Here is a 13,404-nt window from a genome sequence, read left to right as displayed (position 1 = left end):
CCGCTTTCTGTTTCGGTGGCGCGCATGCTTCGTCGTCTGATCGTCGCCGCGCTGCTCGCGGCCCCCGCCCCCGCCCTCGCCCAGGCGCTGACCCCGGCCGAAAGCGCGAAGATCGATACCATCGTCGCCGATACGCTGCGCGACACGGGCGTACCGTCGGCGTCGATCGCGGTCGTACGCGACGGGCGGATCGTCCTGGCCAAGGCCTATGGGAAACAGTCTGAGACCGCGAAGATTGCCGATCCCGCAGCGCTGTACCAGATTGCCTCCATCTCCAAGCAGTTCACCGCCGCGGCGATCCTGATGCTGGCGGACGAAGGCAAGCTCAAGCTCGACGATCCCGTCAGCGAATATGTCTCCGGCGTCACCGAGGGCGACCGTATCACCATCCGCCAGTTGCTCAGCCACACGTCCGGCCTGCGCGACTATTGGCCACAGGACTATAGCTTCAAGGCGATGGCAACGCCCGTCACCCCGCGCGAGATCGTGCGCCGCTGGGGTTCCGAGAAGCTGGACTTCCCGCCCGGCACGCAGTGGCAATATTCCAACACCGGCTATGTCGTGGCGGGCATGATCGTAGAGAAAGTTGCCGGCGAGCCGCTGCTGACCTTTCTCCAGCGGCGGATCTTCCAGCCCCTGGGCATCCGTGCGATCGATCAGGACAAGGCGGTCGGCCCCGGCTTCCCCCAGGGGTACAAGCGCTATGCGCTGGGCCCCGTCCGGGTCGAGACGCCGGCGGCGCCCGGCTGGCTCTACGCGGCAGGGGAATTGGCGATGAGCGCCCAGGACCTCGCCAAATGGGACATCGCGCGCATCGATCGCGCCCTGCTGCCCGCCGCCGATTGGCAGGCGCAGGAGACCGAGATCAAGCTCGCCGACGGGTCCGGGACGGGATACGGGCTTGGCGTCGATGTCGGGACGCGCGACGGACATCCGATCGTCGAACATGGCGGCGAGGCGGTCGGCTTCCTGTCGGAGAACATCGTGTTTCCGAAGGATCGCGCCGCGGTCGTCGTGCTGACCAATGCCTGGTTTTCCGATGCGCAGAGCCGCATCGCGAACGGCGTCGCCAAGGTCATCCTGCCGCCCGCCGCCGCAACCATTCCCGGCGATGCCGAAGCGCTGACGCAGGCGCGCCGGCTGTTCGATCAGCTGCGCGGCGGTACGCTCGACCGCGCGCTTCTCACCGAAGACGCGAATTATTATTTCACACCGTCGGCGCAGGCGGACTATCGCACGAGCCTGTCCGCGCTCGGCGAACCGACCGGCTTCACGCAGGTCGGCCGGGCGAGGCTGCGGGGCGGATTCGTCTACCGCGGCTTCCGGGTCACCTATCCGGGGCGGACGCTGTCGATCGCGACCTTTGCGCTGCCGGGCATCGCGCAGCCCTTCGAACAGTTCCTGGTGAGCCCCGCACAATGACCGGGACCGATTTCGCCGCGCTGCTCCAGCCCGACCGCGGCCAACCTGCGCGCACGATCCAGGTCGTTCCGCCGGATCGCTTCGCCGCCTGGCTGACCGCGCAACCGCAACGGGTCCGTACCGCCGTCGCCGCGCATGGTCTGACCGGCAAGGCGGGGGACCGCGCCGTGCTCCCGGCGGAGGCGGCGGACGACTGGTCGATGCTGCTGGTCTGCGACGAACCGACCAGCTCGCCGTGGCGGATCGCGTCGCTCGGCGCCTCGCTGCCGCCGGGCACCTATCGTCTTGCGGACGCCGACGCCGGCGCGGCGGCACTCGGCTGGTTGCTCGCACAGCACCGGTTCGACCTGTATCGCAAAGGCGACCCTTCCGGTCCACGCGTCCTCCTGACCACCGAACCCGCGGTGATCGAGGATACCGTGCGCGTCGCGACCGCGACCGCGCGCGTCCGCGATCTCGTCAACACCGGCGCGTCGGACCTCGGCCCCGCCGAACTCGAAGACGCCGCGTCCGCACTGGCGCAGGAGCATCATGCGACGCTGTCGGTGACGCGCGGCGAGGCGCTGGCGAGCGGATATCCGATGATCCACGCGGTCGGCCAGGCCGCGGTGCGGGAGCGCGCGCCCAGGCTGATCGAGCTCGTCTGGGGCGACGCGGCGCATCCGCGCATCGCGATCGTCGGCAAGGGCGTGGTGTTCGACACCGGCGGCCTCGATCTCAAGCCCTCGACCGCCATGCGCCTGATGAAGAAGGACATGGGTGGCGCGGCCCATGCGCTGGCGCTGGCCGGGCTGGTGATGGCGGCAAAGTTACCCATTCGGCTGCATCTGCTGATCCCGGCGGTGGAAAATGCCGTCGCGGGCAATGCGTTTCGTCCGGGAGACGTGCTGCGAAGCCGTGCTGGCCTGACGGTCGAGAACACGAACACCGATGCGGAGGGGCGCCTGATCCTGGGCGACGCGCTGACCCGGGCTGGCGAAGAGGCTCCCGAGCTGATCCTCGATTTCGCGACGCTGACCGGGGCCGCGCGCGTCGCGCTGGGGCCCGACCTGCCGCCGCTGTTCAGCGACGACGAGGTGCTGGCCGCGGATCTGCTCGCAGCCGGTGCGACGGTACACGATCCGCTGTGGCGCCTGCCGCTTTGGGACGGCTATGACGAGATGCTGAAGTCGGACATCGCAGACATGGTCAATGCGCCCGACGGCGGCTTCGCCGGCGCGATCACGGCCGCCCTGTTCCTACGCCGCTTCGTTCCGAAGGGCGTGCCCTGGGCGCACATGGACGTGTTCGCCTGGCGGCCGGCGGCAAAGCCCGGGCGACCCAAGGGAGGCGACGCCTTCGCGCTGCGCGCCTGCTACCAGCTGCTCAAGACCCGCTACGCCGCGCGTTGAGTTCGGCGTCGCCGGGAATGTCCCACTCCTGATCGCGCAACACGGTCGAGGGGACGGGCCGCCCGTCGGCATCGCGCCAGGGACGATAGCGGAACCGCGTCTCGACCGCGCGACAGGTGATCGCATCGATCTCCGCGCTGCCGCTGGTGTCGACGACGCGACAGTCGCTGGCACGGCCATCGATCCCGACGCGATACCGCATGCGGACCGTGCCGTGAAAGCCCTCCTCCAATGCCCAGCGCGGGACGTCGCGACCGCGTACGTCGCCGCGGACAAGGACGGGTGTGCGCTCCAGCCCGCTGCCGTCGCCGTCGCCGTCGCCGCCCGCGCCATTGCCATTGCCGATGCCGCCGGCGCCGGTCCCCGGCCCCGGACGATCGGAGGCGCCCGACGTCGCCTGCACGCCGACATTGGGCAAGGGCGCGACGACGATCGGCGGCGGTACGGTCATGATCACCGGTACGGGTGCGGTGACCTCGGTCGCCTTGGAACGGATGTTCGGCGGGGACGCCTTGCCGCTGGGCCGCATCACCTTCCTCGGCGGCGGCACGACGCGCTCGGGCGGCGGGGGAGGATCGGGCAGGACGGTGAAGGTGTCGAGGCCCTGCTGCATCGCCGGCGGCAGGAATCCCGCCGCCAGTCCGTGCAGCAACACGAACCCCAGTCCGCCCACCATCAATGCGGTGAGCGCGGCGGCCCCTGCCCGTTCCCCGAGCCCACGCTGGTCAAAGCTTCGTCGCGGCGCGATCATCATCGATCAGATGATGCCGCACCACGCCTTTCGCAACGCTGACCGCGGCGTAAGCGGCGTTGTGCCTACAGCGCCGCCGCCGCGCGAATGATCGGCACGAACTTCGCGGCGGTCAGGCTTGCGCCGCCGACCAGCGCGCCGTCCACGTCGGGACACGAAAGGATGCCGGCCGCATTGTCGCCGGTGACCGAACCGCCATACAGGATGCGGATGCCGTCCGCCGCGTCGCCGACGAGCATGCGCAACTTGGCGCGCGCAATGGCATGGATCGACTGGATATCCTCCAGCGTCGGCGTGCGGCCCGTCCCGATGGCCCAGCGGGGTTCGTAGGCCAAAGTGAACCAGCTGCCGTCGGCATGGTCGGGCACCGATTTCTCGATCTGCGCCTGGACGACGCGCTCGGCGCGATCGGCGTTGCGTTCCGCCTCCGTCTCGCCGCAGCAGGCGATCACCGTCAGGCCATGGCGTCGCGCAGCCGCCGCTTTCGCCCAGGCATCGTGGCTGGTCTCTCCCTGGTCGGCACGCCGCTCGGAATGGCCCACGATCGCAAACCGCGCGCCCGCCTCGCGCACCATGCCGGCGGAGACGCAGCCCGTGTGCGCCCCGCTATCCGCCTCATGCACGTCTTCCGCGCCGATCATCAGGGCGGGCACGCGCTGCGCCGCCGGCGCGATCAGCGTGAAGGGTACCGCGACCGCGACGTCGACGCCGGGTGACTCGGCCGCCGCCGCGGCGATACCGTCCAACTCGTCGAGGCACGCGAGCGACCCGTTCATCTTCCAATTGCCTGCCACCAGCTTGCGCCGCGTCATCGTCTTCCCCTTGACCCATGTTCTTTTGTGGGTCCGGCGATGGCGCGGCGCGCGCTTGATGGCAAGCCGCCATCCCCGTAAAGCCCGTGCAACTCATCAAGGGACGATCGGCCTCTTTCATGCTCAGCTTCTTCCGCCGGATCATCAATTCCAAGGCCGGCGTCATCGTCACCTTCGTCGTTCTGGGCGTCATCGCGATCGCATTCGCGGCCGGCGACGTCACAGGGCTGCGTGGCGGAACCAGCGGCGGCCTCACGGGCAATTACGTCGTCAAGGTCGGGGGCGAGAAGGTCTCCGTCGCCGACCTGGAAAGCCGCATGCAGAGCGAGCTGCAGGATGCGCGGCAGCAACAGCCGACGATCACCATGGCCGACCTGATCGCCCAGGGCGGAATGCAGGCGGCGCTCGACCGCTCGGTCAACAGCCTCGCGCTCGACGAATTCGGTCATGATCAAGGCATGATCGTCTCGAAGCGTGCGGTCGACGGCCAGATCGCCAGCATTCCGGGGCTTCGCGGGCCCAACGGCCAATTCGATCCCGCCATCTATCAGCAACTGTTGCAACAGCGGCGGCTGACCGACGCGCAGGTGCGCAGCGACATCGCGCGCGGCCTGATGGCGCAGCAGCTCATCCTGCCGACGCAGGGCGCGACGCAGTTCCCGCAGAAGGTCGCGCTGCCCTATGCCAGCCTGCTTCTCGAGAAGCGCGACGGGCGGATCGGCTTCATCCCGGCACAGGCGATGGACACGGGCGCGGCGCCGAGTGATGCCGAAATCCAGGCCGCCTATCGTCGCGGTATCGCGCGCTACACCGTGCCGCAGCGGCGCACCGTCCGCTATGCGATCGTCACGCCCGACCAGGTCAAGGCGCGCGTCGCGCCGACCGACCAGGAGATCGCGCAGGTCTATAACGAGCAGAAGGTCCGCTACGCCGCGGTGCAGAAGCGCGACATCACGCAGGTCGTCGTGCTCGACCAGGCCGGCGCGAACGCCCTTGCCGCGAAGGTCAAGGGCGGCGCCGCGCTCGCCGACGCGGCCCGCGCGGCCGGGCTCGAGCCTTCGATTCAAAAGGCGATGACGAAGGACGCCTATCGGGCGGCGACCTCCGCCGCGGCCGCGGACGCCGTATTCGGTGCCGCCAAGGGCGCGGTGGTCGGGCCGGTGCGCGGCGCGCTCGGCTGGATCGTCGCGCGCGTCGACACCATCGCCGACGTCCCGGGCAAGACGCTGGAGCAGGCGCGGCCGGAGATCGTCGCGGAACTGACCAAGCAGAAGCAGGAGCAGGCGCTGCGGCAGATCCACGATGCGCTCGATGATTCGCTCGCCCGCAACACGACGTTCGACGAAGCTGTCGCCGATCAGAAGCTCACGGGGCAGCAGACGCAACCGCTTCTGACCAGCGGCATCAATCCCGATGCGCCCGGCACCCCCGCCGATCCGAAGCTTGCCCCGATCGTCGCCGCGGCCTTCCAGATGCAGGAAGGCGATGCGGCGCAGCTCGTGCCGCTGGGCCAGGACGGCGGCTTCGCGCTGGTCGCTCTCGGTCGGATCACGCCCGCGACACCCCGACCGCTGGCGCAGGTGCGCGACGCGGTCGTCGCCGACATCCGTGCCGACCGCGCCCGTGCCGCGGCGCGCACGCTGGCGGCGCAGGTCCTGGCCAAGGTCAACAAGGGCATGCCGCTGGCGCAGGCGCTGGCAGGCGCAGGGCGCGCATTGCCGCCGCCGCAGGCAATCTCCGCGGTCCGCGGCCAGCTCGCCGCCAATCCCCGCGGCGCGCAGCCTGGCCTGGTGCTGATGTTCAGCATGGTGCCGGGCAGTGCGAAGATGCTGGAAGCGCCGAACAAATCGGGCTGGCTGATCGTCGACCTCGATCGCGTCACACCCGGCGACGCGCGCGGCAACGCCCAGCTCGTCACCGGGACGCGGCAGGATCTCGCCCGGATCGTCGGACGCGAATATGTCGACCAGTTCGCACGCGCGGTCCGTAATCAGGTCGGCGTGAAGACCGACACGGGTGCCCTGGCGCGCGTGCGGGCGGAGCTCAGCGGCGCGAACCCGGCCGCCGGCAACTGACGTGCAACAGGCGATCGACGCGCTCGCCGCGGGCGGCCCCGCCTTCGTCTGGCGACGGCAGGTCGCGGATACCGACACGCCCGTCGCCGCCGCGCTGAAGCTGATCGAGCCTGGACGCGGCGACTATCTGCTGGAATCGGTCGAGGGCGGCGCGACCCGGGGGCGGTACAGCCTGATCGGGCTCGCCCCCGACCTCGTCTTCCGCGCGCGCGGCGACTCGGCCGAGATCAACCGCAACTGGTCGACCGATCGCGACGCCTTCACGCCGGCCGGCCGCCCCACGCTCGACGCTCTGCGCGCATTGGTCGGCGAGTGCCGGGGCGAGGTGCCCGTCGATCTGCCGCCCGCGCTCGCCTGCCTGGTGGGCTATTTCGGCTATGAGACGATCGGCCTGGTCGAACGGCTCGACGCGCCCGCCGCCGATCCGCTCGGCCTGCCCGACATGCTCTTCGTCCGCCCGACGACGATCCTCGTCTTCGACCGCCTTGCCGACGCGCTGTATCTGGTCGCGCCGCTGTGGCCGGGTGAGGGCGATGCCGCGGAACGGGTCGCGGCGGCCGAAGCGCGGCTCGACGATGTGGCCGCGCGGCTCGCGGGAACGCCCCTGCCGGCCCCCGTCCGCGCCTTGGCGACGGAGCCGGTCTACACCCCCGCGATCGCGCCCGCCGCCTATGAGCGGATGGTCCTGCGCGCGCAGGACTATATTCGTGCCGGCGACATCTTTCAGGTCGTGCTGGCGCAGCGTTTCTCCGCGCCCTTCGCATTGCCGCCGCTCGAACTCTATCGCAGCCTGCGGCGGATCAATCCCTCGCCGTTCCTGTACCACCTCGACCTGCCCGGCTTCGCGCTGATCGGCTCCAGTCCGGAGATCCTGGTGCGCGTGCGCGACGATGCGGTGACGATCCGTCCCATCGCAGGCACCCGCCCGCGCGGCCGCACCGCCGCAGAGGACGAGGCGAACCGGCAGAGCCTGCTCGCGGATCCCAAGGAGAGGGCAGAGCATCTGATGTTGCTTGACCTCGGTCGCAACGACGTCGGCCGTGCCGCGGCACCGGGATCGGTCAGGGTCACGGCGAGCTATGGGATCGAATTCTATAGCCACGTCATGCACATCGTATCGAACGTCGTCGGCACGCTGCATCCCGATCGCGACGCGATCGATGCGCTGTTCGCGGGTTTCCCGGCCGGTACCGTCTCCGGCGCGCCGAAGGTGCGCGCCTGCCAGATCATCGCGGAACTCGAACCGGAACGGCGCGGCGCCTATGCCGGCGGCGTCGGCTATTTCTCGCCGGACGGGTCGATGGACTCATGCATCGTGCTGCGGACGGCGATCGTGAAGGACGGCATGATCCACGCACAGGCCGGCGCCGGCGTGGTCGCCGACAGCGTGCCGGCCTACGAACAGCGGGAATGCGAAGCCAAGGCTGGTGCCATCCTCGCCGCGGCTCGCGACGCGGTCGCCCGTGCCGCGGAGGCCGGATTCGGCCAGTAGCGCGTCAGGGCACCTGTTCGGCCGCGGCGCGCTTGGCCCGTTCCTCGGCCGCCCACTGGCGGTTCGCCGCGAGGGCGCATCCGCTCTGTCCGCCGGTGCCCACCGGCGAACAGGTGTCGGGCAGTCCCCCGGCGACGCGGCCGACCTGATCCATCGTCGCGGTGCGGTTGACCCAACTCTGGTTCTGCGCCGGGATGGGTCCGCTGTCACGGAACTGCTTGGGAATGCGATAGGGCTGATCGAGCGTCGAGCAGACGACGATCTCGTTGCTGCTGCTCTGCGGGCATTTCTCGCCCCGGTTGAGCGTGACGCTACGCACGCGTTGGGGCGGCTGGCCGCTCGCCGCCTGTTCCGCCGATCCGGCCGATTCTGCGGTCTGCGCCGGAGCGACAGCGGGGAGGCCGATCAGCGCGGCAACGATCAGGGGGCGAAACATCACAACGTCTCCTTCTGCGCCAATCAACGATCAAGCACGGTTCGGGCTCCATATCGCATCGTCTGCGATACGCCATGCTCATTGCCGGCCCATGGTGCCCGAACCTGCATTGCCGGGGCCACATTGCCGGAAGATGACTCTCGGGCGACAGCCGTTGCGTGGCCTAGCCGTTGCGCTATGGCGCAGCGATGATCCTCGTCATCGACAATTATGACAGCTTCACCTGGAACCTCGTCCATTATCTGATGGAACTGGGCACGAAGGTGGAGGTGGTCCGCAACGACGCGATCTCGCCGGGGCAGGCGCTGTCGTCGGGTGCGGAGGCGTTCCTGATCTCGCCGGGCCCCTGCACGCCCAACGAGGCTGGCGTCAGCCTGGACCTGGTCGGCGCCTGTGCCGAGGCCGGTCGGCCGCTGCTCGGGGTCTGCCTGGGGCATCAGGCGATCGGTCAGTATTTCGGCGGCCGGGTCGAGAGGGGCGGCCTGATGCACGGCAAGACCTCGCCGGTCCTGCACGACGGCACCGGGCTGTTCGAGGGCCTGCCCTCGCCTTTCACCGCGACGCGTTACCATAGCCTGATCGTCAACGACGTTCCGGCGCCGCTGGTGGTCAACGCGCGCGCCGACGACGGCAACGTCATGGGCTTCCGCCACGAAAGCCTGCCGATCCACGGGGTGCAATTCCATCCCGAGAGCATCGCCACCGAACACGGCCATGCCATGCTCGCCAACTTCCTGAAGGCCGCGGGCATCGCGACGCGGGCGATCGCCGCGTGACCAGCCATTCCCTGCTGCCCGACCCGTCGACGCCGCTGTCGCGCGAAAGCGCGCGCCAGGCGTTCGCGGACATTCTCGACGCCCGAGCCTCCGAAGAGGATATCGGCGCCTTCCTGCTCGCACTGTCCGATCGCGAGGAGACCAGCCTCGAGATCGCCGAGGCGGCGCGCAGCCTGCGCGAACGCATGGTGCCCATCGCGGCACCGCCGGGCGCGATCGACGTCTGCGGCACCGGCGGCGACGGCCACCACACGCTGAATGTCTCGACCGCGGTCGCACTCGTCGTCGCCGCCTGCGGCGTGCCGGTCGCGAAGCACGGCAATCGTGCCGCATCGTCCAAGGCCGGCGCGGCCGACACGCTCGAGGCGCTCGGCCTCGACCTCGACGTGGCGGGCGCGACCGCCGAAGGCAGCCTGGCCGACCTCGGCATCGCCTTCCTGTTCGCCGCCAACCATCATCCCGCCATGAAGCGCATCACCCCGATCCGCCGCCGCATCGGCAAGCGGACGATCTTCAACCTGATGGGTCCGCTGGCCAATCCGGCGCGCGTCTCGCGCCAGCTGCTCGGCATCGCGCGCCCGGACTACACCGGCCTCTATGCCGAAGCGCTGGCACAGCTCGGCATTGAGGCTGCAGCGGTGATCGCGGGCGAAGAGGGTCTGGACGAGCTTTCCACCGCCGGCCCCAGCATCGCCGTCTGCGTCGGCACCGCCGCCCTCCCCGCGCGGATCGCGCCCGAGGACGCGGGCCTCGCCCGGCATCCGCTTGCCGCGCTGCGTGGCGGGGATCCCGCCTATAACGCCGCCGCCCTGCGGCATCTGCTGGCCGGTGAGGATGGCGCCTATCGCGATGCCGTCCTGCTCAACGCCGCGGCGGCGCTCGTCGTCGCGGGCCATGCCACTTCCCTTGCCGGGGGCGCGCGCGACGCCGCACGCGTCCTCGATGACGGCAGCGCCGGCGCGCTGCTCGACCGCTGGATCGCCTACCGATGACCACCATCCTCTCCCGCATCGTCGAAACCAAGCGCGCCGAGGTCGCCGCCCGAAAGGCGACGACCAGTCTCGCCGACCTGGACGCCCGGATCGCATCCGTGACGCGCCCGCGCGGGTTCCGCGCGGCGCTCGACGCCAAGCAGGGCCATGCGCTGATCACCGAAATCAAGAAAGCGAGCCCGTCCAAGGGATTGATCCGCGAGGATTTCGATCCGCCGGCGCACGCCCGCGCCTATGAGGCCGGCGGCGCCGCCTGCTTGTCGGTGCTGACCGACGAACAATGGTTCCGCGGCTGCGACGACGACCTCATCGCCGCGCGTGCCGCATGCAGCCTGCCGGTGATCCGCAAGGATTTCATGGTCGATCCGTGGCAGGCGACCGAGTCGCGCGCGATCGGCGCCGATGCGATCCTGATCATCGTCTCCGCCCTCGACGACGGCCAGATGGCGGAAATCGAGGCGAGCGCCCTCGACTGCGGCATGGACGTGCTGGTCGAAGTCCATGATGCGCACGAATTCGATCGCGCGCTACGGCTGAAATCGCGGCTGATCGGCGTCAACAACCGCAACCTCCATGACTTCACCGTCGATTTTCGCCGAACTTTCCAGCTGGTCGACAGGGCGCCGCCCGGGTGCACCTTCGTCGCGGAAAGCGGGCTGTCGTCACGCGCCGACCTCGACGCGCTGGCGGACCATGGCGTGCATTGCTTCCTGATCGGCGAATCGCTGATGCGCCAGCCCGACCTCACCGCCGCGACCAAGGCGTTGCTCGGATGAGCGGCCTGACCCACATCGACGCCGATGGCGCCGCCCACATGGTCGACGTCGCCGGCAAGGCGGTGACGACGCGCGAAGCGACCGCGACCGGCCATATCGCGATCGCCGCCGATGCGCTTGCCGCCATCCGCGATGGTGCGACGAGGAAGGGCGATGTCCTCGCCGTGGCACGGATCGCCGGCATCATGGCGGCGAAGCGCACCGCCGACCTCATCCCCCTGTGCCATCCGTTGCCGCTGACCCGCGTCACCCTCGACCTGGCGATCGCGGCCGACGGCATCACTGCCACCGCGACCGCGGCGACGGAGGGCAAGACCGGCGTCGAGATGGAGGCGCTCACCGCGGCGTCCGTCGCCTTGCTGACGATCTACGACATGGCCAAGGCGCTCGATCGCGGCATGACGATCAGCGGCCTGCGCCTGCTCGCCAAATCCGGTGGCGCGTCGGGCGATTGGCAGGCGGCATGAGCCTGCTGCCGATCGCGGAGGCGCAGGCGCGGCTGTTCGCGCTCGCGACGCCGGTCGCGATCGAGACCGTGCCGCTCCTCGCCGCACATGGTCGCTGGGCGACAGAAGACGTTCGGGCCCAGCGGACGCAGCCCGCACACGACCTGTCCGCCATGGACGGCTATGCGATCCGCGCCGCCGATTTGCCCGGGCCCTGGACGATGATCGGCGAGAGCGCCGCCGGACGTCCCTTCGCCGGCCGCGTCGGCGTGGGAGAGACGGTCCGTATCTTCACCGGCGCCGCGCTACCCGATGGCGCCGATACCGTGATGGTGCAGGAAGAGGTCGAGGCGACCGGAGCGACGATCCGCCTGGTCGGCGAGGGTCCGCGCCAGGCCGGACGCAACGTCCGCCGCCGCGGGCTGGATTTCACCGAAGGCGACCGATTGATCGCAGGCGGCGAGCGGATCACGCCCGCCCGCCTTGCCGTCGCCGCGACAGGCGGCGTCGGCGCGATTTCGGTGCGTCGCCGCATCCGCGTCGCCATCTGCGCGACCGGAGACGAACTGGTCGCACCCGGGACGCAGCGGACGCCGGGCGAGCTGCCCGAATCCAATCGCGCGATGCTGGCGGCGATGCTGGCGGACCTGCCGGTCGACCTGGTGGACCTAGGCATTCTCCCGGACGAGCTGCGGACACTGCGCGACGCCTTCTCCATGGTCGACGCCGACCTGCTCGTCACGACCGGCGGCGCGTCGGTCGGCGATCACGATCTGGTCCGTCCAGCGATCGAGGCGGCGGGCGGCCGCATCGACTTCTGGCGGATCGCGCTGCGCCCGGGCAAGCCGATGATGGCAGGCCGGCTCGGCGCGGCGACGCTGCTCGGTTTGCCGGGCAATCCTGTCTCCGCCTTCGTCACCGCCATGCTGTTCGTCCGGCCGATGATCGCGCACCTGGCCGGTGCCGCCGATCCCCTGCCCCGCGCGACCAGCGTCCTGCTCGGCGAGGATCTGCTCGCCAACGGCCCACGGACGGACTATCTGCGTGCGGAACTGCGGGACGGCCGGGCCTATGCGTCGACCATCCAGGACAGTTCGATGCTGCTGACGCTGGCGCGCTCGCATTGCCTCGTCGTCCGTCCGGCCGGCGCCCCCCCGGCCCGCGCCGGCGGTTCGGCCCAGGTCCTGATGATCGCTTGACGGCACGTTAGGTGTTCCCTAGAAGTTCCGCGTCTGTTCTGACGGGAAGGACCGCCCATGCTCACGCGCAAGCAGCACGAGCTTGTCTGCTTCATCAATGATCGACTGGAAGAGACCGGCATCTCCCCGTCGTTCGAGGAGATGAAGGAGGCGCTCGATCTCAAGTCAAAATCCGGCGTGCATCGGCTGATCAGCGCGCTGGAGGAACGCAACTTCATCCGCCGATTGCCCAACCGCGCGCGCGCGCTGGAAGTGCTGCGGATGCCGGAACGTCCCGAGAAGACGTCGGCCGCGGCAGCGGCGCCGGCGGCCGCACTGGCGCGCGGCAACGTTCGCCCCGCACCCACGCCCGCGAATGACGTCGTCGAGATCCCGCTGCATGGGCGGATCGCGGCGGGTGTCCCCATCGAGGCGTTCGAGGGCAGTTCGATGCTCGCCGTCCCGGCGGCGCTGCTCGGATCGGGGGAGCATTATGCGCTCGAGGTGTCGGGCGACTCGATGGTCGAGGCGGGTATCCTCGACGGCGACTATGCGCTCATCCGGCGCACCGAGACCGCGCGTGACGGCGAGATCGTCGTCGCGTTGATCGAGGACAGCGAAGCGACGCTCAAATATTTCCGGCGCGAGGGCGCGATGATCCGGCTCGACCCGGCCAATCGCGCCTATGAGCCGCAGCGCTATCGCCCCGACATCGTCCGCGTTCAGGGCAAGCTGTCTGGTATCCTGCGTCGATACGACTGACGGCTGGGAACGGGGCCGGAACGGAGACGCTCCCCGCCCCGGACGGTTCGGCGTCGGGGCGGCGGATGCGTCTGCTTATCTGCGTGGTTCGCGAC

At 69.8% G+C, this 13,404-nt stretch carries 13 protein-coding genes; 10 read left to right on the top strand and 3 right to left on the bottom strand.

Annotated elements, in window-relative coordinates; all coding sequences use genetic code 11:
* Positions 1 to 24 precede the first annotated feature (24 nt).
* Positions 25 to 1,422, top strand: coding sequence for a serine hydrolase domain-containing protein (locus IQ292_RS14290; RefSeq protein ID WP_203310978.1), 1,398 nt, complete (start codon positions 25 to 27; stop codon positions 1,420 to 1,422).
* Complete coding sequence (locus tag IQ292_RS14285; RefSeq protein ID WP_203310977.1) at positions 1,419 to 2,813, top strand: leucyl aminopeptidase family protein; 1,395 nt, start codon at positions 1,419 to 1,421, stop codon at positions 2,811 to 2,813. Before IQ292_RS14290 ends, IQ292_RS14285 begins: the two co-directional genes overlap by 4 nt.
* Here IQ292_RS14285 and IQ292_RS17815 read toward each other — a convergent pair.
* The gene (locus IQ292_RS17815; protein WP_203310976.1) at positions 2,788 to 3,567 is read right to left on the bottom strand and encodes an energy transducer TonB; all 780 of its coding nucleotides are present in this window, start codon (positions 3,565 to 3,567) and stop codon (positions 2,788 to 2,790) included. The two genes, IQ292_RS14285 and IQ292_RS17815, sit on opposite strands and share 26 nt — an antisense overlap.
* A 62-nt stretch (positions 3,568 to 3,629) precedes the next feature.
* On the bottom strand, positions 3,630 to 4,376 hold the full coding sequence (tpiA, locus tag IQ292_RS14275) for a triose-phosphate isomerase (RefSeq protein ID WP_203310975.1): 747 nt from the start codon (positions 4,374 to 4,376) through the stop codon (positions 3,630 to 3,632).
* Positions 4,377 to 4,495: 119 nt separating this feature from the next.
* Between tpiA and IQ292_RS14270 the strand changes: the two genes are divergently transcribed.
* Both IQ292_RS14270 and IQ292_RS14265 read left to right on the top strand, forming a co-directional pair.
* The gene (locus IQ292_RS14270; RefSeq protein ID WP_203310974.1) at positions 4,496 to 6,451 is read left to right on the top strand and encodes a peptidylprolyl isomerase; all 1,956 of its coding nucleotides are present in this window, start codon (positions 4,496 to 4,498) and stop codon (positions 6,449 to 6,451) included.
* Position 6,452: 1 nt separating this feature from the next.
* Positions 6,453 to 7,943, top strand: coding sequence for a chorismate-binding protein (locus tag IQ292_RS14265; RefSeq protein ID WP_203310973.1), 1,491 nt, complete (start codon positions 6,453 to 6,455; stop codon positions 7,941 to 7,943).
* A 4-nt stretch (positions 7,944 to 7,947) separates the two neighbouring features.
* Here the strand turns inward: IQ292_RS14265 and IQ292_RS14260 are convergent, their stop codons facing one another.
* Positions 7,948 to 8,379, bottom strand: a complete 432-nt coding sequence (locus tag IQ292_RS14260) for a hypothetical protein (RefSeq protein WP_203311052.1) — start codon at positions 8,377 to 8,379, stop codon at positions 7,948 to 7,950.
* A gap of 188 nt (positions 8,380 to 8,567) precedes the next feature.
* On the opposite strand from IQ292_RS14260, the gene IQ292_RS14255 reads away from it, so the two are divergent.
* The 6 genes from IQ292_RS14255 to lexA are packed head-to-tail and all read left to right on the top strand — an operon-like array spanning position 8,568 to position 13,309.
* Positions 8,568 to 9,155 carry an anthranilate synthase component II gene (locus tag IQ292_RS14255; RefSeq protein ID WP_203310972.1) on the top strand — a complete coding sequence of 196 codons (588 nt, stop codon included), beginning with the start codon at positions 8,568 to 8,570 and terminating at the stop codon, positions 9,153 to 9,155.
* A complete protein-coding gene (gene trpD / locus IQ292_RS14250) occupies positions 9,152 to 10,147 on the top strand; it encodes an anthranilate phosphoribosyltransferase (RefSeq protein ID WP_203310971.1) in 996 nt (331 codons plus the stop codon). Before IQ292_RS14255 ends, trpD begins: the two co-directional genes overlap by 4 nt.
* On the top strand, positions 10,144 to 10,923 hold the full coding sequence (trpC, locus tag IQ292_RS14245) for an indole-3-glycerol phosphate synthase TrpC (RefSeq protein WP_203310970.1): 780 nt from the start codon (positions 10,144 to 10,146) through the stop codon (positions 10,921 to 10,923). The genes trpD and trpC overlap by 4 nt, the downstream gene beginning before the upstream one ends.
* The gene (gene moaC / locus IQ292_RS14240) at positions 10,920 to 11,390 is read left to right on the top strand and encodes a cyclic pyranopterin monophosphate synthase MoaC (protein ID WP_203310969.1); all 471 of its coding nucleotides are present in this window, start codon (positions 10,920 to 10,922) and stop codon (positions 11,388 to 11,390) included. The genes trpC and moaC overlap by 4 nt, the downstream gene beginning before the upstream one ends.
* Positions 11,387 to 12,568, top strand: coding sequence for a molybdopterin molybdotransferase MoeA (locus tag IQ292_RS14235; protein WP_203310968.1), 1,182 nt, complete (start codon positions 11,387 to 11,389; stop codon positions 12,566 to 12,568). Before moaC ends, IQ292_RS14235 begins: the two co-directional genes overlap by 4 nt.
* A gap of 57 nt (positions 12,569 to 12,625) precedes the next feature.
* Positions 12,626 to 13,309, top strand: coding sequence for a transcriptional repressor LexA (gene lexA / locus IQ292_RS14230; RefSeq protein ID WP_203310967.1), 684 nt, complete (start codon positions 12,626 to 12,628; stop codon positions 13,307 to 13,309).
* The last annotated feature ends 95 nt before the right edge of the window (positions 13,310 to 13,404 follow it).

The sequence above is a fragment of the Sphingomonas beigongshangi genome (assembly GCF_016820445.1).
Lineage (GTDB): Bacteria > Pseudomonadota > Alphaproteobacteria > Sphingomonadales > Sphingomonadaceae > Sphingomonas > Sphingomonas beigongshangi.
This window is presented reverse-complemented; position numbering and strand designations above follow the sequence as displayed.